Genomic DNA, 23,616 nt, shown 5'->3' with positions numbered 1-23,616 from the left:
CGCAACGTCCCTTTCCCTCGTAGAATTACGGGGGTGATGGATTTTCAAATTTAAATCAAATCTCATTTTTAGGTTCCATTGTCCCGGCAAGCCGCCCGGTTGCGGCATCACCACGCTGGAACATTCGATGCAAAAGCAACGTTCGGTCGCCCGGGTGCTGGGGGCCGTGGTCGGCTCCCTCGGTGTCGTGCTTGTTGTTATCTGCGCCCACGGGCTGAAGCAGGCCGTCGGCCGCTTTGCCGATGGCAACCGCATCGTTTCACTTGCAGTCGCCAGCCGCGACATGACGAATGCACTCGTGGCGTTTCGTCTCGAGCGCGGCGATACGTTGGGCAACCTGTCGTCTGCCACCGTCGCTTCGGACAGCATCGTCAACCAGATCCAGGAATGGCGGGGCGCTGCCGTCAAGACCCACGCGCAGGCCTTGCAGACCTCCGAACAGGTGGATCTGTCCGGCCTGTCGGAGCGCCTGCAAAAGATGCGCGCCATTTGGGAGCAGCTGGAGGGGCTGCGGCTGCGCGTCCTGGGGGCCCTGCGTCAGGAGAAGGCCGCGCGCGACGCTGATCTTCTTCCGAGCTGGGCGAAGGCAAGCACCGCCTATATGGATGCAGTCAGCGAGGCCGCGGCTCACCTTGACGCTTCGATGATATTGATTGATCCCATGGTGGACCGACTGCTGCTGATCAAGCAATCCTCCTGGCTTGCCCGCGATACGGTCGGTCAAACCATTCTGTCGCAATTCAGCTCGATCATGGCGGGCAAGACCTGGACCATCTCCGAGGGGTTCGATTTTGCTGACCAGCGCGGCCGCTCACAGCAGGCCTGGCGCACCGTCCGCGATCTCAGTGCAAACGCAGCCTCGCCCTCGCTGTTGCAGGCAATCCGCGACGCTGAACCCGATATGTCCGGTCAACTCTACGACGATCGCAACACGATGGCCGGGCGCCTTCTGAAGGGCGAGCCTGCCGGCGTCACCGGCATCGAACATCGAGATCGCCAGCTCGTCGGTGCCGAGAAGCTCGTCCGCGTGACCCAATCCGCGCTCGTCGATATGATCGCGCGCGCCGAGGAGGGGGCCGCGCAGGCGCGGCTCGGCTTGATTCTGTACGGGCTGCTGCTGCCGGTGTCGATCGCACTCATGATTGGCGGGTTGCTCATGGTACGCAACCGCGTGACGCGTCCGCTGAGCGCCATCACCGGCGTCATGACCCGCTTTGCAGCGCACGACTTCGCGAATGAAGTTCCAGGCCTCGACCGCAACGACGAGATCGGCCGCATGGCTGCCGCCTTGCAAGTGTTCAAGGAGGCCATGATCAACGCCGAGCGCCTCTCGGGCGATCAGGCCGCCGAGCGCGCCGACAAGGAGAAGCGGGCCTCGGAGCTCGCAGGCCTCGTCAGGCAGTTCGAGAGCCGCATCGGCCAAATGGTGCAGACGCTGTCGGAAGCCTCGAACGAACTCGAGACCACCGCGCGCTCGATGTCGGGCACCGCGGCGCAGGCGCAGGATCAGGCCGGCTCGGCCTCGAACCTCGCCGACCAGGTCGGCGGCGGCGTGCAGACCGTCGCCGCGGCGGCCGAGGAGCTCAACGCCTCCATTCGCGAGATCAACCGCCAGGTCGAGCAGGCGACGCGCGCCACCGAGCAGGCGGTCGATACTGTGAAGGAGACCGACACCACGGTGCGCGCGCTCGTCGAGGGCGCCGACCGCATCGGCGAGGTGATCGGCCTGATCACCTCGATCGCGGGCCAGACCAACCTGCTCGCGCTCAACGCGACCATCGAAGCCGCGCGCGCCGGCGAATCCGGCAAGGGCTTTGCGGTGGTGGCGAGTGAGGTGAAGAACCTGGCCTCGCAGACCGCGAAGGCGACCGAAGAGATCAGCACCCAGATCACCCAGATCCAGGAAGCGACGCAGAAGGCGGTCTCCGCGATCGACGGCATCGTCAAGACCATCGAGGAGGTATCGAGCATCAACCGCGTCATCGCCTCCGCCGTCGAGGAGCAGAACAAGGCGACGGCGGAGATCGCGAGCACGGTGCAGCACACCGCGGAAGCGACCTCCACCGTGACGCGCAACATCGCTAGCGTCTCCTCATCAGCCAACGAGACCGGCCGCGCCGCAGCGGGTGTGCTCCAGGCCGCCGCCAACCTGTCGAGCCAGTCGACCTTGCTCACGACGGAGGTCGACAGCTTCATCAGCAGGGTGCGGGCGGTGGCCTAAGTCGCCTAAAGCGCGATGAGATTGGGATGAATCATCATCGCGCTTTAGGTTGTTGTTTGAGCATGATCTTTTCGGAAAACCGCTTCACACTTTTCCGGATCATGCTCTAATGGCCCGTTGAGACGAGCCAGTCGCGGCGTAGCTGCGGCGAGGTCTTTCGTCCCTTTGGCGTGATGGTCAAACTGAATTTGCTTGAAGTGTTTTCGGTTATGCGACAAAATCCATCGCTAATTCCAGAATGCCGCCGGGGCCGCCTCGCTGACACGGCAAGAATATTAAATCTCGAGTTGACCTTCCTTTTTTCTGAAGAGCTCGTCCAAGCTTTCGCTTCTCGTCATGCGCCTGTCTCAACGACAAATGCAATTCGTCCCTTGCACTGAAGACTATTGGGAATTTGTGCGCGATTTGCGTACTGGTCCAGAGACCGGCAAGTGGTTCCTTCAACAGGCTCAAATCACTTCGCAGCAACAGCGGACCTATATGAAGTTGCACTGGCGCAACTATTTCATCGCTATTCTGGAAGCACGGCCTGTCGGCTTCGTCGGAAGCATCGATAACGATATCAGAGTGTGTGTCCATCCTGACCACTGGCGACGTGGCATTGGGCGCTTTCTGATTACTGAGCTCATGCAGCGCTTTCCTCACGCCTCCGCCAGGGTAAAGGAGCGCAATGAGGCAGGAAACGCTCTATTTCGTTCGACCGGCTTCGTTCGTGGATCGACGACAAGTTCTCGAACGGACACTGGCGATCATGTTCCAACAGCTGTCTGGACCTTGCCGGATCCCGCCCTGAGAGAGGCCTGAGAGGATCAAGCAGCGCAACTCGCGACGGACGATACCCGCTGCCAATAATCCTGCTAACCCCGCCCGCGATACGGCGCCACGCCTTGCTCCGGCACCCACAATCCCTTCGGCACGCGGCCGGTCTGCCAGAACACGTCGATCGGGATGCCGCCGCGCGGATACCAGTAGCCGCCGATCCGGATCCATTTCGGCTTGATCTCAGAGGCGATGCGCTTGCCGATCATCACGGTGCAGTCCTCGTGGAAGGCGCCGTGATTGCGGAAGCTCGCAACATAGAGCTTGAGCGACTTGGACTCGAGCAGCCACGCAGCTGGTGCGTAGTCGATGACGAGATGCGCGAAATCCGGCTGGCCCGTGACCGGGCAGATCGAGGTGAATTCCGGCACGGTGAAACGCACCAGGTAATCCGAGCCCTTTTGCGGATTGGGCACGCGGTCGAGCTGGGCTTCTTCCGGCGTGTGCGGCCATTCGACCGCGCGGCCGAGCTGGAGAGGTTTTTTCGCCATCGCTTGCATCCTTTGGAGCATGATCCGGAAAAGTGGGCACCGGTTTTCCGAAAGGATCATGCTCAATCGAAAAGCTAGAGCGCGATCAACATCGCGCTCTAGAGGATGCCGGGATGGACGTAATTGCGGCTGCCGTCAACCGGTTGCGAGCGTCTGGATCATGACGACGCGGTCGTTGCCGGACTCGCAGCCCCAGAGCTCGCCCGGCCTGCCATCAAGCTGGCGGACATTCGCATTCGGCTTGTCGCTGGCGACGACGTTGAACTTCTCGGTCAGGGGATCGAAGCGGACGATGGCGTTGGCGGAAAAATCGGTCAGCCACACCTTGTCCTTGTCGTCGACGAAAACCGCATAGGCGCGGGGATGCTCGCCCGGCAACTTCCAGGTTTTCCACGAACCGTCGGCGGGATCGTGCACCGACACGTGCCCGCTGTTCCACTCGCTGACCCAGATCCGGCTCTTTGAATCCGACCACACCCGACGTGAACCGGCATTCGGTGTCGTTGGCTGCACGACGCCGGCGTTGCCGGTCGCAAGATCGATCCTGGCGATATAGCTGCCGGCGAGCGAGGCGTACCAGATGTCGCCTTTGGGCGTCACGGTGATGCCATAGGGCCCGATGCCCTTCGGCGCCTTGAACACCGTCATCTCGCCAGACTTTGGCTCGAGCCGGCCGTAGTAGCCGGACTGCCCGGTGAACCAGTAGATGCCGGCCTTGTCGAATACACCGGTGTTGAGATTGGCCTGGGCGAATTTTTCAGGGAGACGGAACAGGGTGACCTTGAGGTCGCCGGGATCGACCCGAGCGATCGCGTTCTGGCCGCCCTCGGTGATCCAGGGCGCGCCATCGGGGCCGATCGTCACGCCATGCGGCGCGGCGCCCTGGCCGAGGCTGACGGTCTTGAACGAGCCTTCCTTCGGATCGAGCTTGCCCAGCATGCCCTTGCCTTGCGCGGTGAACCAGATCGTGCCGTCGGGGGCAGGCGTGAGGTCGTGCAGGCCGATACCGGGGCTGATCGGGAAATATTTTGTCCGGAACGGGCCTTCCTGCGCAAAACTTGGGCGGGCGGCGATGAGGACGGCGCTGGAGGCGAGAAACTGGCGGCGATTCATGGCGTTACCCCGACTGTCTAGGATGGAGGATGGACGCGCAGACCCAGTGGCCTCAAGCTTAGTCTGAGGCTCCTCAGGCGTCAGTCGAAGGCGGTGGCCCAAGCGTTCACATTTGCTTGCGCTCCGTGTATGACGCCCCCGCAACGACCCAGCTCTAACGAACGGAAGCGCAATCATGACCGCTATTGTCGACATCATCGGCCGCGAAATTCTCGATAGCCGCGGCAATCCCACCGTCGAGGTCGACGTCGTGCTGGAAGACGGCTCGCTCGGCCGCGCCGCGGTGCCCTCGGGCGCCTCGACCGGCGCCCATGAGGCGGTGGAACTGCGCGACGCCGACAAGACCCGCTATCTCGGCAAGGGCGTCTCGAAGGCCGTCGGCGCCGTCAACGGCGAGATCTATGAGGCGCTCAGCGGCATGGACGTCGAGCACCAGGTCCAGATCGACCAGATCATGATCGATCTCGACGGCACGCCGAACAAGAGCCGTCTTGGCGCCAACGCCATTCTCGGCGTGTCGCTGGCCTGCGCCAAGGCGGCCGCGCAATCGCTCGACATGCCGCTCTATCGCTATGTCGGCGGCACTTCGGCGCGGGTCCTGCCGGTGCCGATGATGAACATCATCAATGGCGGCGTGCACGCCGACAACCCGATCGACTTCCAGGAGTTCATGATCCTGCCGGTCGGCGCCACGAGCTTCGCCGAAGGCCTGCGCTATGGCGCGGAAGTCTTCCACACGCTGAAGTCCGAACTGAAGAAGGCCGGCCACAACACCAATGTCGGTGATGAAGGCGGCTTTGCGCCGAACCTGCCGTCGGCCGATGCCGCGCTCGAATTCGTCATGAACGCGATCGGCAAGGCCGGCTTCAAGGCGGGCTCCGACGTGGTGCTCGGGCTCGACTGCGCCTCGACCGAGTTCTTCAAGGGCGGCAAATACGTCTATGAAGGCGAGGGCAAGACCCGCTCGATCTCCGAGCAGGCCAAGTATCTCGCCGATCTCGTTGCGCGCTATCCGATCGTGACGATCGAGGACGGCATGTCGGAGGACGACATGGACGGCTGGAAGGAGCTGACCGATCTGATCGGCAAGAAGTGCCAGCTCGTCGGCGACGATCTCTTCGTCACCAACGTCAAGCGCCTGTCAGAGGGCATCAAGGCGGGCCGGGCCAATTCGATCCTGATCAAGGTCAACCAGATCGGCACGCTGACCGAGACGCTCGCCGCCGTCGAGATGGCGCACAAGGCCGGCTACACCTCCGTCATGTCGCACCGCTCCGGCGAGACCGAAGATTCCACCATCGCCGATCTCGCGGTCGCCACCAATTGCGGCCAGATCAAAACCGGCTCCCTTGCGCGTTCCGATCGCACTGCCAAATACAACCAGCTCCTGCGCATCGAGCAGCAGCTCGGCAAGCAGGCCGTCTATCCCGGCAAGGCGGCGCTGAAGGCGCTGGCGTAAGCAACGAACAGACCAACGAGCAGAAAAAGGGGAGGTCGACATGAGCGATGGCAGAAACGGACTTCAGTTGCGTTCTCTGATCAAGAAGAGCGGCGAGCTTGAAATCTCGCTCGTCGATGTGCCGACCCCCGAGCCTGCCGCGGACGAGGTCGTCGTCCGCGTCGAGGCGACGCCGATCAATCCGTCCGACCTCGGGCTTTTGGTTGGTGCCGCCGACATGAGCACCGCGAAGGCGTCGGGCACCAAGGATGCCCCCGTCATCACCGCGAAGGTGCCGGAGGGCGCGATGCAGGCGATGGGCGCCCGGCTCGACCAGTCCCTGCCGGTCGGCAATGAAGGCGCCGGTGTCGTCATGAGGACCGGCTCGTCCGATGCTGCAAAAGCGCTGCTGGGCAAGACGGTCTCGATGATCGGCGGCGCGATGTACGCGCAGTACCGAACCCTGAAGGCGAGGGACTGCCAGCCGTTGCCCGAGGGTACGACTGCGGCGGAGGGCGCGTCCTGGTTCGTCAATCCGCTCACCGCGCTCGGCATGACCGAGACGATGAAGCGCGAGGGCCACAAGGCGCTGGTGCACACGGCGGCCGCTTCCAATCTCGGGCAGATGCTGAACAAGATCTGCATCAAGGACGGCATCCCGCTCGTCAACATCGTGCGCAGCAAGGAGCAGGCCGACATCCTGCACAAGATCGGCGCCAAATACGTCGTCGATTCCACCGCGCCGAGCTTCCTCGACGATCTCACCAATGCGCTGGTCGAGACCGGCGCCACCATCGCCTTCGATGCCATCAGTGGCGGCAGGCTTGCCGGCAACATCCTCAGGTGCATGGAAGTCGCGATCAACAAGACCGCCAAGGAGTACAGCCGCTACGGCTCCAGCGTGCACAAGCAGGTCTATGTCTACGGCATGCTCGACACGCGGCCGATCGAGCTGCCGCCCGGCTTCGGCATGGCCTGGGGAGTCGGCGGCTGGCTGTTGACCCCGTTCCTCCAGAAGATCGGGCCGGCCGAGATCGGACGGCTGCGCCAGCGCGTCGCGAGCGAATTGAAGACGACGTTCGCCAGCCACTACACCAAGGTCGTGTCGCTCCCCGAGGTGCTCGATCCGGCCAATATTGCGGTGTATGCCAAACGCGCGACCGGCGAAAAATTCCTCATCAACCCAAATAAATTTGCGTGATCTGGAAAGCGCGCGTGACCAAAGAAGGTCTTGCCTTCTGAGCGAAGCGGGAGAACATTCGCGCCGCAATTGAAAGCGGAAAAACCGCAACGCTCAGAAGGGGACATTCCCATGACCGAACTCAACCGCCGTCACCTGCTTGCCGGCGCCGCCGCCCTCGGTGCGGCCAGCTTTTCGCGCCTGGGCACGACGCCCGCTAATGCCGCGGTGCCGCAAGCCGGCACCCAGGCGCCGGGCTTCTACCGCTACAAGGTCGGCTCCTTCGAATGCACCTCGATCAACGACGGGGCGCGCACCTTCCCGATGCCCGACAAGTTCGTCACCAACGTGCCGAAGGAGGAGGCACTGGCCGCGGGCGATGCGGCCTACATGCCGAAGGGCATGGTGACGGTTCCCTTCAACCCGCAGCTCATCAACACCGGCTCCAAGCTCGTGCTGATCGACACCGGCAACGGCGTTGCCAATCTCGAGCCGAGCAAGGGCGCGGTCGGTCGTACGCTGCAAAACCTCGCGGCTGCCGGCGTCGATCCCAAGAGCATCGACGTCGTCCTGCTCTCGCATCTGCACCCCGATCACACCAACGGCATCCGTGCGGCGGACGGCTCGATCGCGTTCCCGAACGCCGAGATCATGGTGCCGGCCAAGGATTGGGAGTTCTGGGCGAGCGACGACAACGCCGCCAAGGCGTCCAACGACATGATGAAGAACTACTTCGCCAACGTGAAGAAGACTTTTGCCGGCATCGAGTCCAAGGTGACGAAGTACGAGTGGGGCAAGGAGGTCGCGCCGGGCATCACCTCGATCGCGACGCCGGGCCATACCCCCGGTCACACGTCGTTCGCGGTTGCCTCGGGCAATGCCAAGGTCCTGATCCAGTCCGACGTCACCAACATCCCGGAATTCTTCCTGCGCAATCCGGATTGGCATGTGGTGTTCGACACCGACGCCGCGATGGCGCAGGAGACCCGCCACAAGTTCTACGACATGGCGGCGGCGGAGAAGGCGACGGTGGTCGGCTTCCACTTCACCTTCCCGTCGGTCGGCCATGTCGAGAAGGACGGCGCCAAATATCGCCTGATCCCGTCGGCCTGGAATCCGACGATCTGATCGGCTTCGGTTTGTCGCGTCAGTTGATCGGGCCGCCGCTTGGCGGCTCGATTATTTTGGGCGAACGGTTGCTTTCGCGAAACGCTGCGTTTCCAAATCGAAACGGTTCATGCACTTGCATCCTCTCGCGGAGGTGGATTAAGTGCGCGGGCCTGTTTCCCGCTTAAGGTTCAAGGACAACCCATGGCCCATCAGATCGTCACTCTCGTCGGCAGCCTGCGCAAGGAGAGCTTTTCGCTCAAGATCGCCAACGCGCTCGCAAAGCTCGCCCCTGCCTCGCTTTCGCTCGAGGTGGTCACGCCCGCCGGCGTCTCGTTCTTCAACCAGGACCTGGAAGCAGCTCCCCCGGCCGACTGGCTCGCCTTCCGCGAAAAGCTCCAGAAGTCGAACGGCGTGCTGTTCATTACGCCCGAGTACAATCGTTCGATCCCGGGTGTCCTCAAGAACGCCATCGACGTCGCCTCGCGCCCCTATGGCAAGAGCTCGTTCAACGGCAAGCCGGTCGGCATCATCTCCAACTCGCCGGGCCCGCTCGGTGGCGTCAGCGCCGCAAAGCACCTTCAGAACATCCTGCCCGGCATCGCCGGCTCGATCCTCCAGCAGCCGGAGATCTACCTGAACGGCGTCGGCGACGCCTTTGACGCCGCGGGCAACCTGACCAAGGACTCGCTGAAGACGGTCCTTCAGCAATACATCGACGCCTTCGCCGCGCACGTCGCGAAGAACCAGGGCTGACGTTCAGTCCCCGCGGCCACGTCGAAAGTCCTCATCCTGAGGAGTTTGCGAAGCAAGCGTCTCGAAGGATGGCCGCGTAGAGAATAGCCGGGCCTTCATGGTTCGAGACGGCGCTTCGCGCCTCCTCACCATGAGGGTCTGGCGGCCCGGCGGGGAATTAGCACTCCCTTAACCAACCTGTCCCATCTTGCCGGACATGGTCACCCGTGCGCGCCTGAAATCTATCCTGACCGGCCTTGCCCTCTACGCCATGGCGGCCGCGATCGTCGGCTATTTCGGCATCAATGCCTATACCGGCAAATACGGCCTCAACGCCCGCCAGGAGCTCGACCAGGAAATCATCGCGCTGACGAGCGAGCTCGCGCGGTTGAAGCGCGAGCGCGCCGAGGGCGAGCAGCGCGTGTCGCTGTTGCGTTCCGAAAAGATCGACCCCGACATGCTGGACGAGCGGGCGCGCTTCCAGCTCCAGTTCGTCAATCCGCACGACCTCGTGCGGATGAATACTTCGAACTAGTCAGTCCGCACATTCTCAGAAATCGAAGCATCTGCTGATCGTCAGCAGGGCCGGCTCCGCCTATGTCGAAGGTCGTAATTGTGGGGCGTGCTCTCGTCTTGACGGCGCCACTGCCACGGGTACATGCCTTCCTGCGCGCTGCATTTGAGGATTGACAGAGATCAATCGGGCAGCGCCGGCAGGATCTAGACTGCCATCCGGAGGAAACAGTGATGAATGGGCAAGCGCAAGCGCTTGGACATCACGCGGCCCGCGTCGAGGCCGCCATCGCGTCAGGCCAGGCGGCACGCTCCGCGCTCGTGGCGTCGTGGTGCCGTTCCTCCCGATTGCATCATCTCGATCCGGCGGGCCGCAGGCCGCCGGTCCGGCTCAGCGACGCCGAGCTGCACCATGCACGCCAGCGGATCGCGCCATTGCTCAGTGCTGCCCAGGGCGCAATGGACCGGCTTTATCAAGCGGTCGGCGCTGCCGGCTGCTGTGTGCTGCTCGCCGATCGCGAGGGCATTCCGGTCGATCGTCGCGGCACGCCGGCTGACGATCCCACGTTTCAATCCTGGGGCCTGTGGACCGGCGCGCTCTGGAGCGAGGAGCATGAGGGCACCAACGGCATCGGCACGTGCCTCGTCGAGCAGCGGCCGCTGACCATCGACCGCGACCAGCATTTCTTCACCCGCAACACGCTTCTGAGCTGCACCGCTGTCCCGATCTACGATCATGACGGGATGCTGGCCGGCGTGCTCGACGTCTCCTCCTGCCGCGCCGACCGCACCGACGCCTTCGCCAATCTGATCGCGCTCGCCGCGGGCGAAGCCGCAAAACGCATCGAGGCCGATCTGTTCCGCAACGCCTTTGCCGATGCCCGCATCGTGCTGACGCCGCCAGCCGACGGCCATTGCGGCGGCCTCGTCGCGGTCGATGGCGATGATCTCGTGATAGGTGCGACAAGGTCCGCCCGGGTCGGACTTGGAATCGCGCCCGGCCGCCCGCTGCAGCCGGTGCCCGCAGCCGATCTTCTCGGTGGCGATACGGCGCGCGACCATCTCGCAGGTGGCCAGCGCGCGGTCTTACAGCGGGCGCTGTTGCGCGCGGGCGGCAATGTTTCCGCCGCCGCCAAGGCCCTCGGCGTCAGCCGCGCCACGCTGCACCGAAAGCTCAAGCGCTTCGAGCTGAAGCACTGAGCGCTCGCTCTTCTCCCGCGCTCCCTTTCAGACCCTCATGGTGAGGAGGCCGCGAAGCGGCCGTCTCGAACCATGCAGGCCCGGCTATTGCCCGCGTCCATCCTTCGAGACGCGCGCTAAGGCGCGCTCCTTAGGATGAGGTCGGTATGTGTGGCCGCATCATGTGCGGCTGCATCACTTGTCGCAGAACTGCGACAGGTCGGCGCGACCATCGTTTCCGCATGGGCTGACAGAAAACGCCTCCCGCTTCATCGTCTGCGCAAGTCGTGAACACACGACGATCGCGCAAACAGCAACATCGGGAGTGAACATGAATAAGGTCGAATTTCTCAACGTCACACAAGTTCCCTTCGCCGCTCGCTACGACAATTTCATCGGCGGCAAATTCGTCGCCCCACACTCCGGCAAGTATTTTGACAACGCCTCGCCTGTGAACGGTCAGGTCGTCTGCAAGATCGCGCGCTCCGATCACCAGGACGTCGAAGCCGCGCTCGACGCCGCGCACGCCGCCAAGGCCGCCTGGGGACGCACCAGCGTCGCCGAGCGCGCCGCGATCCTGAACAAGATCGCCGACCGGATGGAAGAGAATCTCGAGCGGCTCGCGATCGCCGAGACCTGGGACAACGGCAAGCCGATCCGCGAGACCCGCGCCGCCGACCTGCCGCTCGCGATCGATCACTTCCGCTACTTCGCCGGCGTCGTGCGGGCCCAGGAAGGCTCGATCGGCGAGATCGACCACGACACCATCGCCTATCATTTCCATGAGCCGCTCGGCGTCGTCGGCCAGATCATCCCCTGGAACTTCCCGCTGCTGATGGCGTGCTGGAAGCTCGCGCCCGCGCTCGCCGCGGGCAATTGCGTGGTGCTCAAGCCCGCAGAGCAGACGCCGGCCTCGATCATGGTCTGGGCCGAGATCGTCGGCGACCTCCTGCCGCCCGGCGTCCTCAACATCGTCAACGGTTTTGGCGTGGAGGCCGGCAAGCCGCTCGCGTCCAGCCCGCGTATTGCCAAGATCGCCTTCACCGGCGAGACCACGACGGGCCGGCTGATCATGCAATATGCCAGCCAGAACCTTATTCCCGTCACGCTCGAGCTTGGCGGCAAATCGCCCAACATCTTCTTCAAGGACGTCACCGCCGAAGACGACGACTTCTTCGACAAGGCGATCGAAGGTTTTGTGATGTTCGCGCTGAACCAGGGCGAGGTCTGCACCTGTCCGAGCCGGGCGCTGGTGCACGAGGACATCTACGATCGTTTCATGGAACGGGCGCTCAAGCGCGTCGGCGCGATCAAGCAGGGCGACCCGCGCGATGGCGACACGATGATTGGCGCCCAGGCCTCCGGCGAGCAGTTGGAGAAAATTCTTTCCTATATCGACATCGGCAAGAAGGAAGGGGCGAAGGTCCTGGCCGGCGGTGGCCGCGCCAGCCTCGGTGGTGATCTCGCCAGCGGCTACTACGTCCAGCCGACCGTGTTCCAGGGCCACAACAAGATGCGGATCTTCCAGGAGGAGATCTTCGGGCCCGTCGTGTCGGTCACGACCTTCAAGACCGATGAGGAGGCGCTCGCGATCGCCAACGACACGCTCTATGGCTTGGGAGCGGGTGTCTGGAGCCGCGATGCCAACCGCTGCTACCGCTTCGGCCGCGCCATCCAGGCAGGCCGGGTGTGGACCAACTGCTACCACGCCTATCCCGCGCATGCGGCATTCGGCGGCTACAAGCAATCGGGGGTCGGCCGCGAGACCCACAAGATGATGCTCGATCACTATCAGCAGACCAAGAACCTCCTGGTCAGCTACAGCCCGAAGAAGCTCGGCTTCTTCTGATCGTCGGAAGGGCGGCGCGACCTTGCGCCGCCCGCTCCGAACTATGCGATAAATGCCAACGCTTCTGGATCGCCGATCCGCGCATGCCCTGTGCATCACAGCAGCTTTTGTCGACCCAGCCCGCCGTCATCCGTCTGTCAGAAAATTGAGACAAGAAGACGAGAGCGCCGATCCATTCAGCTTGGCGCTAGTGGCATTCGAAGCGATGCCAGGCAAAAGACGGAGGCTCGGCCATGAAGAACTCTCGTTCAGGACGGAATCTGCGTGCTGGAGCGGTGCTGTTCGGCGCGGCTTTGGCGTTCCTCCCGCCATCGATGGCCTTCGCACAGACCGGCTCGGCGCCAGCCGGCGCCAAGAACTTCCTGACCCTTGACGGAAAGCCGCCACTGATCCTCGGGCATCGCGGCCTGCCGGGGCTGGTTCCTGAAGAGACCGAGGCCTCGTATGACCTTGCCGCAGCCCTCGGAACCGACGCGCTCGAAGAGGACCTGCACCTCACCAAGGATTGTGTACTCGTCGCACGTCACAACCCTTGGCTGGCCGACAATACCAACGTGGCCGAGGTAGCGAAGACCAATGCGGCGGTCGCGGCCCGCAAGCGCACGGTGACCGGTGTGCGCGTCAAGGCCCCATCTTCCGCCAGCACGCCTGCTGATTATCTCACGGATCTCACCAATCCGTCCGACCCCAAATCGGTCCTTAAATCGCTGATCGTGGACGGCGAGGACCACAGCAATGATTGGTCGATCACCGACTTCACCATGGCCGAGCTGAAGGACTGGATCGCCGGCACCACCTATGACGCGGCCAACGAACGGCCGAAGGTGTTCAACGGCAAGCTCCCGGTCATCAGTTTCCAGGACATCATCGACATCGCCAAGGCCAAGAGCAAGGAAACGGGGCGTCCCATCCTCGTCTATCCGGAAACCAAGAATCCGACCTGGAACAATGCCCAGGCGATCGCCAATGGCTGCGGCGCGCCCGGCAGCCACCCGCTCGAGGATGCCCTGATCAAGATCATCAAGGACAACGGCCTCAACTCGAAGGAAGCTCCTATCCTCGTTCAGAGCTTCGAGCCCGGCAGCCTGAAATATATGCGCAGCCACGGCCTGGAGACGCGGCAGGTCCAGCTCATCGATGGCAACGGCGTCGACTTCAAGGCCGGCAAGGTCCTCAATGACAACATCACCAATTCGCGTCCGTTCGACTGGACGACTTCGGGTGATGCGCGCCTGTACGATGCGATGCTGACCCCTGAGGGCCTTGCGGAGATCAAGACCTATGCCGACGGCATTGGTCCGTGGAAGCCTTACATCGTTCCGCTCAAGATCTCGCCATGGAAGGACAGCAACGCCGATGGCACGCCCTACAAGGGATCGACGCCGCAGGCTTCGACACAGGAAGCAACCAGCCTCGTTGCCGACGCGCACAAGCTCGGCCTGTTCGTGCACGTCTTCACGTTCCGAAACGAGAAGAAGTATCTGGCGGCCGACTATCACGGCGATCCAAGCCTTGAATATCTAAAATTCTTCCGTCTCGGCGTGGATGGGGTATTTACCGACTTCACGCATACCGGAGTTGCCGCCCGCGCAGCCTATCTGCGAGAGCTGGGCTGGTGAGCCCAGCTTCGGGGGAGCAATTGTTGCCCGATCGGTGCCAAAGATTTTGCAATATTTCGGTCACGTTGCAGTGCGGCATAATGAATGTCACGCCATGTCGCTGCGGTGCTTTCACACGCGATTGAGTTAGGTTAGAGAGGGCTTAGTTTTCTCTGACCCGGAATTCCAATGGCCGCACCCAAGAAAGCCGCCGCAAGCGCTCCCCAAGACAAGACCAATGGCGGTTCGCCCCCGGAATTCACGAGAGAGCAGGAGCTCAAGGCGCTCCGCGACATGCTCCTGATCCGGCGGTTCGAGGAGAAGGCCGGTCAGCTCTACGGCATGGGTGCGATCGGCGGCTTCTGCCACCTCTATATCGGCCAGGAGGCCGTGGTGGTCGGCATGCAGATGGCGCTGAAGGACGGCGACCAGGTCATCACCGGCTATCGTGACCACGGCCACATGCTCGCCACCGGCATGGAGGCCAACGGCGTCATGGCCGAACTCACCGGGCGTCGCGGCGGCTATTCCAAGGGCAAGGGCGGCTCCATGCACATGTTCAGCGTGGAGAAGAAGTTTTACGGCGGCCACGGCATCGTCGGCGCCCAGGTCTCGCTCGGCGCGGGTCTCGCCTTCGCCAACCATTATCGCGGCAACGACAACGTCGCCGTCACCTATTTCGGCGACGGTGCGGCGAACCAGGGCCAGGTCTATGAGAGCTTCAACATGGCAGAGCTCTGGAAGCTGCCGGTGATCTTCGTCATCGAGAACAACCGCTACGCCATGGGCACGGCAGTGTCGCGCGCCTCGGCGCAGCAGGACTTCTCCAAGCGCGGCCTGTCCTTCAACATCCCCGGTCATCAGGTCGACGGCATGGACGTCCGCGCGGTGAAGGCCGCGGCCGATGAAGCGGTCGCCTGGTGCCGCGCCGGCAAAGGGCCGGTGATCCTGGAGATGCAGACCTACCGCTACCGCGGCCACTCGATGTCGGACCCTGCAAAATACCGCACGCGCGAGGAGGTCGAGAAGGTCCGCCACGATCAGGACCCGATCGAGCAGGTGCGCAACCGCCTCCTGGCCGCCAAGGTGAGCGAGCAGGATCTGAAGGCGATCGACGCCGAGGTTCGCGACATCGTCAACGCCTCCGCCGACTTTGCCCAGCATGATCCCGAGCCGGATGCTGCCGAGCTCTGGACCGACGTTTACCGCTAAAAGCGCGCAAGCTTTTTTTTGGAGCCGATATGCCAATTCAAGTGCTGATGCCCGCGCTGTCGCCCACGATGGAAAAGGGCAACCTCGCCAAATGGCTGAAAAAAGAGGGCGAGACGATCAAGTCGGGCGACGTGATCGCCGAGATCGAGACCGACAAGGCGACCATGGAGGTCGAGGCGACCGATGAGGGCACGCTCGGCAAGATCCTGATCCCCGAAGGCACCGCCGACGTTGCCGTGAATACGCCGATCGCGACGATTCTCGCCGACGGCGAGAGCGCCGCTGATCTTGCGAAAGCGCCAGCGCCTGCGAAGCCGGCCGCAGAAGCCCCGCCCGCCAAGGCCGAGGCTCCCGCGCCGAAGTCCGCTGCGCCTTCCGCTCCGCAGGCCGTCGCCGAGCCCGATCCCGAAGTGCCTGCCGGCACCGAGATGGTGAAGCAGACCGTCCGCGACGCGCTGCGCGATGCCATGGCCGAAGAGATGCGCCGCGATGCGGACGTCTTCGTCATGGGCGAGGAGGTCGCCGAATATCAGGGCGCCTACAAGGTTACGCAGGGCCTGCTCCAGGAATTCGGCGCCAAGCGCGTCATCGATACGCCGATTACCGAGCATGGCTTCGCCGGCATCGGCGTCGGTGCGGCGATGGCCGGCCTGAAGCCGATCGTCGAGTTCATGACCTTCAACTTCGCCATGCAGGCGATGGACCAGATCATCAACTCCGCCGCCAAGACGCTCTATATGTCCGGCGGCCAGATGGGCTGCTCGATCGTGTTCCGCGGCCCCAACGGCGCCGCTGCGCGCGTCGCCGCCCAGCACAGCCAGGATTACTCGTCCTGGTACTCGCACATTCCGGGCCTCAAGGTGATCGCGCCGTACTCGGCCGCGGATGCCAAGGGCCTGCTCAAGGCCGCGATCCGCGATCCCAATCCGGTGATCTTCCTCGAGAACGAAGTTCTCTATGGCCACACCGGCGAAGTGCCGAAGCTCGACGACTATGTGATCCCGATCGGCAAGGCGCGCATCGTGCGCTCGGGCAGCCACGTCACGATCATCTCGTGGTCGAACGGCATGACCTATGCGCTCAAGGCTGCCGATGAGCTCGCCAAGGACGGCATCGAGGCCGAGGTGATCGACCTGCGCACGCTGCGGCCGATGGACACCGAGACCATCATCAACTCCGTGAAGAAGACCGGACGTGCCGTCACGGTGGAGGAGGGCTGGGCCCAGAGCGGCGTCGGCGCCGAGATCGCCGCGCGCATCATGGAGCATGCCTTCGACTATCTGGACGCGCCGGTCACGCGCGTGTCCGGCAAGGACGTGCCGATGCCCTATGCCGCGAACCTGGAGAAGCTGGCGCTGCCCTCGGCAGCCGAAGTGGTCGAGGCCGCCAAAGCCGTCTGCTACAGGTAGACCATGGCAGGGCCCAAGGAACAGCCACTTCCGCCTGACGTGATTGGACGCGAGGACGCGATCGAGATTCTGCGCGTGTTCGTGCTCGACGGCGGGCTGTCGATGGCGTTCCAACGTGCCTTCGAGGAGCCCGACATGTGGGGCCTTCTGCTCGTCGATCTCGCCCGCCACGCCGCGCGCGCCTATGCGCGTGAGAGCGATATGAGCGAGGAGGAGGCGCTTGGCCGGATCCTCGACATGTTCGAGGCCGAGATCGAGCGTCCGACCGACCTCGGTACCACGACGCCGCGCGGGCAGAAGGGGCACTGAGCGTGGCGATCGAACCCTTTCACTACGATCTCATGCTGGAGGCGATCCGCGAGGCCGAGGCCTCCATTGCGCAAGGCGGCCTGCCGATCGGCGCCGTGCTGACGCGCGACAGGAAGATCATCGCCCGCGGCCACAACAACCGCGTGCAGGAGAAGAACGTCATCCTGCACGGCGAGATGAGCTGCCTGCGCGATGCGGGCTTAATCTCGTTCCACGACACCGTCATGTACACCACGTTGTCGCCATGCTCGATGTGTGCGGGCGCGCTCGGACTGTTCAAGGTCTCGCTGGCGGTGATCGGCGAGTCCGTCACCTTCCCGGGCTCCAAGGACATTCTCGACAAGTTCGGCATCCCCTGGATCGATCTTGCCGACGACCGCTCCATCGCCATGATGAAGACGTGGCGTTCCAATCCCGCCAATGAGCGCCTGTGGCAGGGCGACATCGGCAACTAATCCTGGTCTGTTCGTCTTCCGGTGGGTCGGGAGACGACATTTTGAGAAGTTCTTCGTGAGGTCAGCATGCCCATCAACATCCTGATGCCCGCTCTCTCGCCGACGATGGAGAAGGGCAACCTCGCCAAGTGGCTGAAGAAAGAGGGCGACAAGGTCAAATCCGGCGACGTCATCGCCGAGATCGAGACCGACAAGGCCACCATGGAGGTCGAGGCGATCGACGAAGGCACGATCGCCAAGATCCTGGTGCCCGAGGGCACCCAGGACGTGCCGGTGAACGATGTCATCGCCGTGCTTGCCGGCGAGGGCGAGGACGTGAAGGCCGCGGGCGCTGCCAAGCCGAGCGCCTCCGCCGCACCTCCGAAGGCTGCTGAGGCCCCGGCGGCCGCTGCGCCAGCCCCCGCTCCGGCTGCGCCGCAGGCCGCTCCGGCACCGGCGGCTGCTCCCGCAGCGCCGGCCGCTCAGACCAACGGGCAGGGCGGCCGCGTGTTCTCGTCGCCGCTGGCGCGCCGCCTCGCCAAGGACGCGGGCATCCAGATTTCAATGGTCACCGGCACCGGCCCGCACGGCCGCGTCGTTGCACGCGACGTCGAGCAGGCCAAGTCGGGCAAGGGCCTCAAGGCACCGGCGGCAGCGCCGTCAGCCGCGCCCTCGATCGCGCCGACCATGTCGGACAAGCAGATTCTGGCGCTGTTCGAACCAGGCTCCTATGACATCGTCCCGCATGACGGCATGCGCCGCACCATCGCGCAGCGCCTGACCGCGTCGATCCAGAACGTCCCGCATTTCTATCTCACCATTGACTGCGACATCGGCAAGCTGCTCGTCGCGCGCGAGGAGATCAATGCGGCAGCTCCAAAGGACAAGGAGAAGAAGCCGCTCTACAAGATCTCGGTCAACGACTTCGTCATCAAGGCGATGGCGGTCGCGCTCCAGAAGATCCCGAACTGCAATGTGAGCTGGACCGAGTCCGGCATGGTCAAGCACCACCATTCCGACGTCGGCGTCGCCGTGGCGATGCCGGGCGGCCTGATCACCCCGATCATTCGCAAGGCTGAGACCAAGACGCTGTCGACCATCTCCAACGAGATGAAGGATTTCGCAACACGTGCGCGCTCGCGCAAGCTGAAGCCCGAGGAGTACCAGGGCGGCACCACGGCCGTCTCCAACCTCGGCATGTTCGGCATCAAGGACTTCACCGCGGTGATCAACCCGCCGCATGCGACGATCCTCGCAGTTGGTACCAGTGAGGAGCGGCCGGTGGTGCGGAGTGGCAAGATCGAGATCGCGCAGATGATGAGCGTGACGCTGTCCTGCGATCACCGCGCCATCGACGGCGCGCTCGGCGCCGAGCTGATCGGCGCGTTCAAGCAGCTGATCGAAAACCCCGTCATGATGATGGTGTGACGAACCCGAATTTGCGTCGTCATTGCGAGCGAAGCGAAGCAGTCCAGGACGTGACCGGCAGACTGGATTGCTTCGTCGCAAGAGCTCCTCGCAATGACGAACCGGAACAATCAAACCGGTTGAACGATGGGAACGAGCGTACAGCATGGCCGACACATCCTTCGACGTCATCATCATCGGCTCCGGTCCCGGCGGCTACGTCACCGCGATTCGCGCCGCGCAGCTCGGCCTCAAGACCGCGATCGTCGAAAAATCCTATCTCGGTGGCATCTGCCTGAACTGGGGCTGCATCCCGACCAAGGCGCTGCTGCGCTCGGCCGAGATCTACCACTACATGCAGCACGCCAAGGACTACGGCCTGTCGGCGGAGAAGGTCTCGTTCGATCCGAAGGCGGTGGTGCAGCGTTCGCGCGGCGTCTCGAAGCGGCTGAACGACGGCGTCGGCTTCCTGATGAAGAAGAACAAGGTCAGCGTGATCTGGGGCGCGGCCTCGATCGACGCGCCCGGCAAGGTCACGGTGAAGAAGTCCGACGTCGAAGGGCCGAAGGGCTCGCTGGGCGAGGGGACCTATCAGGCCAAGCACATCATCATTGCGACCGGCGCACGGCCGCGCGTGCTGCCGGGACTGGAGCCCGACAAGAAGCTGGTCTGGACCTATTTCGAGGCCATGATCCCGGAGCGGATTCCGAAGTCGCTGCTGGTGGTCGGCTCGGGCGCCATCGGCATCGAGTTCGCCTCCTTCTTCCACACCATGGGCTCCGACGTCACCGTGGTCGAGGTGCTGCCGCAGATCCTGCCCGTCGAGGACGCCGAGATCGCGGGTCTCGCGCGAAAACGCTTCGAGAAGATGGGCATCAAGATCATGTCCTCGACCAAGGTGACGAAGCTCGAGAAAAAGGCCGACAGCGTCGTCGCCACCATCGATGATGGCAAGGGCAAGCCTGTCACGACCGAGTTCGAGCGGGTGATCTCCGCCGTCGGCGTCGTCGGCAATATCGAGAATCTCGGCCTCGAAAAGCTCGGCGTCAAAACCGATCGCGGCTGCATCGTCATCGACGGCTACGGCAAGACCAACGTCCCCGGCATCTACGCCATCGGCGACGTCGCCGGTCCGCCTATGCTCGCTCACAAGGCCGAGCATGAGGGCGTGATCTGCGTGGAAGCGATCAAGGGCCTGCATCCGCACGCCATGGACAAGAACATGATCCCGGGCTGCACCTATTGCCATCCGCAGGTCGCGTCCGTTGGCCTCACGGAGGCGAAGGCGAAAGAGAACGGCCGCGAGATCCGCGTCGGCCGCTTCCCCTTTGTCGGCAACGGTAAGGCGATTGCGCTTGGCGAGGACCAGGGCCTCGTCAAGGTGATCTTCGACAAGAAGACCGGGCAGTTGCTGGGCGCCCACATGATCGGCGCGGAGGTCACCGAGCTGATCCAGGGCTACGTGGTCGCGATGAATCTGGAGACCACGGAAGAAGAGCTTATGCACACGGTCTTCCCGCATCCGACCCTGTCGGAGATGATGAAGGAAGCCGTGCTGGATGCCTACGGGCGGGTGCTGAATATTTGACCGCCGTCAATGCGAGCGAAGCGAAGCAATCCAGAGTCTTCCCGCAGAGGCAGTCTGGATTGCTTCGCTCGCAATGACGAGCTGAAAGAGCCGTTTACAGAATAAGAAGGAAACCAACCCGTGCGCGACAACGACAACCTCACCATCGAGCGCCCGACCTTCGTCACGCATCTCGAATGCGCGATGGAAGGCGATCATTATCCGGCCGACCAGGTCCACAACCTCTCCAAGGCCGGCAAGCCATTGCTGGTGCGCTATGACCTCGCTGGGGTGAAGAAGGCGCTGACCAAGGACGCGCTCAGCCAGCGTCCTGGCGACATGTGGCGCTATCGCGAGCTGCTGCCGGTGCGCAAATGCCGGGACATCGTTTCGCTCGGGGAGGTCACGACGCCGCTGATCCGGCTGCCAAAACTGTCGCAAAAGCTCGGCGGCGGCGAGATCATTGTCAAGGACGAGGGGCGGCTGCCGACCGGCTCGTTCAAGGCGCGCGGCCTCGTGATGGCGGTGTCGATGGGCAAGGGGCTCGGTATCAAGCACATGGCGATGCCGACCAACGGCAATGCCGGCGCGGCGCTTGCCGCTTACGCAACAAGCTGCGGCATCAAGACCACGATCTTCTGCCCGGCCGATACGCCCGAGGTGAATGTCAGCGAGATCGAGCTGCAGGGCGCGACCGTCTACCGCGTCAACGGCTATATCGACGATTGCGGCAAGATCGTCGGCGAGGGCAAGGCCAAGGTCGGCTGGTTCGACACCTCGACGCTGAAGGAGCCGTACCGGATCGAGGGCAAGAAGACGATGGGGCTTGAGCTCGCCGAGCAACTCGGCTGGGACGTGCCCGACGTGATCTTCTATCCGACCGGCGGCGGCACCGGCCTCATCGGCATGTGGAAGGCGTTTGATGAGCTCGAGAAGATCGGCTTCATCGGAGCCAAGCGCCCGCGCATGGTCGCAGTGCAGGCGTCCGGCTGTGCGCCAATGGTGCGGGCCTATGAGGAGGGCACCGAGCATGCGGCGCGCTGGGAGGACGCCCACACCATTGCCTCAGGCATCCGCGTGCCGCAGGCGATCGGCGATTTCCTCATCCTGCGTGCCGTGCGCGAGAGCAAGGGCTTTGCCATTGCAGTCGATGATGACAAGATTTCGTCGGCGCTGAACGAGGTCGCGCGCGAGGAGGGGCTGCTCTTGTGTCCCGAGGGGGCCGCGACCTACGCCGCCTACAAGCAGAGCCTTGCTGACGGCCGCGTTACCAAGAATGATCGCGTGATGCTGTTCAACTGCGCGACCGGCCTGAAATATCCGCTGCCGCCGGTCACCCGCACGCTCGACCGCCACAAGCCGATCGACTTTTCGCAGTTCTGACCTGCTTCTCCCTCTCCCCCGTTCTTACGGGGGCGCGACGAGCTTCGCTCGCGCTGGGAGGGTTGGGGTGAGGGGCCTGTTTCCCGCAAACACGGTGGCAGAAGGACTCGCGGAGGCTCCCCTTCACCTGAATTGCTTCGCAATTCGACCTCTCCCCACAAGCGGGGCGAGGTGAAGAAAAACAGGAATCGCTGGGGAGAGAACAATGAAGAAGGCCGTCTGGGCCGGGCTGATCGGTATTCTCGCATTGACCGGCGCCGCGCGCGCCGGCGCCTACCCCGCGCGTCCCATCACCATCATCGTGCCGTTCGCGGCCGGCGGGCCGTCTGATGCGATGGCGCGCGTGCTGGCCGAGCGCATGCGGGCGACGCTGGGCCAGGCCGTGGTGGTCGAGAACGTCACCGGCGCCGGCGGCTCGATCGGGGTGGGGCGCGCCGTCCATTCGGCGCCAGACGGCTACACGATCTCCTTCGGCCATCTCGGCACGCACGTGGCCAACGGCGCGGTCTACAAGCTCCCTTACGATCTCGTCGCCGACCTCGAGCCGGTGGTCTTGCTGCCGAGCAACCCCATGATCGTCGTCAGCAAGAACGCAGTGCCGGCGACATCGCTGAAAGAGCTTCTCGCCTGGCTGAAGTCGCGCCCGGCGCCCGCGACCGCGGGCACGGCCGGTGCGGGTTCCGGCAGCCACATCGCCGGCGTCTATTTCGAGAGCGCCTCCGGCATCAAGCTGCAATATGTACCCTATCGCGGCACGGGGCCGGCGCTGAACGACCTGATCGCCGGCCAGATCGACATCATCGTCGACCAGACCTCCAACTCCATCAATCAGGTCCGCGCCGGCACCATCCGTGCCTACGCGATCAGCGACGACAAGCGCCTCGCGTCCGCGCCGGAGATTCCGACCGCCGATGAGGCTGGACTGAAGGGCTTTCAGATGACGCTGTGGTCGGGCATGTGGGTGCCCAAGGGCACGCCGCGTGAGATCGTGAAGAAGCTCAACGCCGCGGTGGTGGAGGCGCTCGGCGATGCCGCCGTGAAGAAGCAGATGGAAAATCTCGGCCTCGAAATGCCGCCGCAGGACCAGCTCACTCCCGAAGCGCTCGGCGCGCGGCAGAAGGCCGAGATCGCAAAGTGGTGGCCGATCATCAAGGCGGCGGACATCAAGGTGGATTGAGGAAGGTGGATTGAGGCGGGGCTCATGCGTACGGCATCACGCCGTGGCGTCCCCGCGTCCTCCCAGCGCCATCTCCAGGCACTGCATCAGCTCCGAGGTGGCGAACGGCTTGCCAAGGAAGCAGAGTGCACCGGCCCTTAGCGCACGCGTGCGCACGCCCTCATCCGGAAAGGCCGTAATGAATATGAACGGCGTGGCCGAGCCCTGGGTGCGCATCTGCGTCAACAGGTCGATCCCGCTGATGACCGGCATCTGCACGTCCGCGATCACGCAACTGGCGCCGTTGAGATCGGTCGAGCCCAAGAACTCTTCGGCCGAGGCGAATGTGTGGACGACGTATCCGCGCGACGCCAGAAGATTGTCGATCGCGGCCCGCACATAGGGATCATCGTCGAGCACCGAAATCACTGAAGGCGCTGACAAAACGTCCGCTCCCGAGCTGCTTGCCGTCGCACGGCGACCAGGAACCAAGGTG

General features: G+C 63.6%; 21 protein-coding genes. 18 read left to right on the top strand and 3 right to left on the bottom strand.

Features of this window, described 5'->3' with window-relative positions; genetic code table 11:
• Positions 1-127: 127 nt before the first annotated feature.
• Complete coding sequence (locus QQL28_RS24440) at positions 128-2,221, top strand: methyl-accepting chemotaxis protein (protein ID WP_284269340.1); 2,094 nt, start codon at positions 128-130, stop codon at positions 2,219-2,221.
• Between the two features lie 336 nt (positions 2,222-2,557).
• Positions 2,558-3,025, top strand: a complete 468-nt coding sequence (locus QQL28_RS24435; protein WP_284269338.1) for a GNAT family N-acetyltransferase — start codon at positions 2,558-2,560, stop codon at positions 3,023-3,025.
• 53 nt (positions 3,026-3,078) lie between these two features.
• On the opposite strand, the gene queF is transcribed toward QQL28_RS24435, so the two are convergent.
• Together queF and QQL28_RS24425 are read right to left on the bottom strand one after the other, a co-directional pair.
• Positions 3,079-3,540, bottom strand: coding sequence for a preQ(1) synthase (queF, locus tag QQL28_RS24430; protein ID WP_284269337.1), 462 nt, complete (start codon positions 3,538-3,540; stop codon positions 3,079-3,081).
• A gap of 126 nt (positions 3,541-3,666) precedes the next feature.
• On the bottom strand, positions 3,667-4,644 hold the full coding sequence (locus QQL28_RS24425) for a Vgb family protein (RefSeq protein WP_284269336.1): 978 nt from the start codon (positions 4,642-4,644) through the stop codon (positions 3,667-3,669).
• A gap of 175 nt (positions 4,645-4,819) precedes the next feature.
• Between QQL28_RS24425 and eno the strand changes: the two genes are divergently transcribed.
• From eno to QQL28_RS24345, 16 genes are all read left to right on the top strand, one after another.
• The gene (gene eno, locus QQL28_RS24420; protein WP_284269334.1) at positions 4,820-6,103 is read left to right on the top strand and encodes a phosphopyruvate hydratase; all 1,284 of its coding nucleotides are present in this window, start codon (positions 4,820-4,822) and stop codon (positions 6,101-6,103) included.
• A gap of 40 nt (positions 6,104-6,143) precedes the next feature.
• Complete coding sequence (locus QQL28_RS24415; RefSeq protein WP_284269332.1) at positions 6,144-7,283, top strand: zinc-binding dehydrogenase; 1,140 nt, start codon at positions 6,144-6,146, stop codon at positions 7,281-7,283.
• A gap of 111 nt (positions 7,284-7,394) precedes the next feature.
• Positions 7,395-8,390: an MBL fold metallo-hydrolase gene (locus QQL28_RS24410; protein WP_284269330.1), complete on the top strand. Its 996-nt coding sequence runs from the start codon at positions 7,395-7,397 to the stop codon at positions 8,388-8,390.
• A gap of 183 nt (positions 8,391-8,573) precedes the next feature.
• The gene (locus QQL28_RS24405) at positions 8,574-9,125 is read left to right on the top strand and encodes an NADPH-dependent FMN reductase (RefSeq protein WP_284269329.1); all 552 of its coding nucleotides are present in this window, start codon (positions 8,574-8,576) and stop codon (positions 9,123-9,125) included.
• A 196-nt stretch (positions 9,126-9,321) separates the two neighbouring features.
• Positions 9,322-9,639 (top strand): FtsB family cell division protein, encoded by a 318-nt coding sequence (locus QQL28_RS24400; protein WP_284269328.1) that lies wholly within the window; start codon positions 9,322-9,324, stop codon positions 9,637-9,639.
• A gap of 212 nt (positions 9,640-9,851) precedes the next feature.
• Complete coding sequence (locus QQL28_RS24395; protein ID WP_284269327.1) at positions 9,852-10,817, top strand: helix-turn-helix domain-containing protein; 966 nt, start codon at positions 9,852-9,854, stop codon at positions 10,815-10,817.
• A gap of 310 nt (positions 10,818-11,127) precedes the next feature.
• Positions 11,128-12,645 carry an aldehyde dehydrogenase gene (adh, locus tag QQL28_RS24390; protein ID WP_284269326.1) on the top strand — a complete coding sequence of 506 codons (1,518 nt, stop codon included), beginning with the start codon at positions 11,128-11,130 and terminating at the stop codon, positions 12,643-12,645.
• Positions 12,646-12,878: 233 nt separating this feature from the next.
• Positions 12,879-14,264, top strand: coding sequence for a glycerophosphodiester phosphodiesterase family protein (locus tag QQL28_RS24385; RefSeq protein WP_284269325.1), 1,386 nt, complete (start codon positions 12,879-12,881; stop codon positions 14,262-14,264).
• Positions 14,265-14,432: 168 nt separating this feature from the next.
• The gene (pdhA, locus tag QQL28_RS24380) at positions 14,433-15,455 is read left to right on the top strand and encodes a pyruvate dehydrogenase (acetyl-transferring) E1 component subunit alpha (protein ID WP_284269323.1); all 1,023 of its coding nucleotides are present in this window, start codon (positions 14,433-14,435) and stop codon (positions 15,453-15,455) included.
• 29 nt (positions 15,456-15,484) lie between these two features.
• The gene (locus QQL28_RS24375) at positions 15,485-16,864 is read left to right on the top strand and encodes a pyruvate dehydrogenase complex E1 component subunit beta (RefSeq protein WP_284269322.1); all 1,380 of its coding nucleotides are present in this window, start codon (positions 15,485-15,487) and stop codon (positions 16,862-16,864) included.
• A 3-nt stretch (positions 16,865-16,867) separates the two neighbouring features.
• Complete coding sequence (locus QQL28_RS24370; protein WP_284269320.1) at positions 16,868-17,173, top strand: DUF5076 domain-containing protein; 306 nt, start codon at positions 16,868-16,870, stop codon at positions 17,171-17,173.
• Positions 17,174-17,175: 2 nt separating this feature from the next.
• The gene (locus QQL28_RS24365; RefSeq protein ID WP_284269318.1) at positions 17,176-17,628 is read left to right on the top strand and encodes a nucleoside deaminase; all 453 of its coding nucleotides are present in this window, start codon (positions 17,176-17,178) and stop codon (positions 17,626-17,628) included.
• Positions 17,629-17,694: 66 nt separating this feature from the next.
• Positions 17,695-19,035 carry a pyruvate dehydrogenase complex dihydrolipoamide acetyltransferase gene (locus tag QQL28_RS24360; RefSeq protein ID WP_284269317.1) on the top strand — a complete coding sequence of 447 codons (1,341 nt, stop codon included), beginning with the start codon at positions 17,695-17,697 and terminating at the stop codon, positions 19,033-19,035.
• Between the two features lie 145 nt (positions 19,036-19,180).
• Entirely contained in the window at positions 19,181-20,602 is a 1,422-nt protein-coding gene (lpdA, locus tag QQL28_RS24355; RefSeq protein ID WP_284269316.1) for a dihydrolipoyl dehydrogenase, read from the top strand.
• Between the two features lie 120 nt (positions 20,603-20,722).
• Positions 20,723-21,964, top strand: coding sequence for a threonine synthase (locus QQL28_RS24350; RefSeq protein WP_284269314.1), 1,242 nt, complete (start codon positions 20,723-20,725; stop codon positions 21,962-21,964).
• 205 nt (positions 21,965-22,169) lie between these two features.
• Entirely contained in the window at positions 22,170-23,141 is a 972-nt protein-coding gene (locus tag QQL28_RS24345; protein WP_284269312.1) for a tripartite tricarboxylate transporter substrate binding protein BugD, read from the top strand.
• A gap of 36 nt (positions 23,142-23,177) precedes the next feature.
• Here the strand turns inward: QQL28_RS24345 and QQL28_RS24340 are convergent, their stop codons facing one another.
• Complete coding sequence (locus QQL28_RS24340; protein ID WP_284269310.1) at positions 23,178-23,564, bottom strand: response regulator transcription factor; 387 nt, start codon at positions 23,562-23,564, stop codon at positions 23,178-23,180.
• Positions 23,565-23,616 lie beyond the last annotated feature (52 nt).

The sequence above is a fragment of the Bradyrhizobium iriomotense genome (genome assembly GCF_030160715.1).
GTDB classification, from domain to species: domain Bacteria; phylum Pseudomonadota; class Alphaproteobacteria; order Rhizobiales; family Xanthobacteraceae; genus Bradyrhizobium; species Bradyrhizobium iriomotense.
This window is presented reverse-complemented; position numbering and strand designations above follow the sequence as displayed.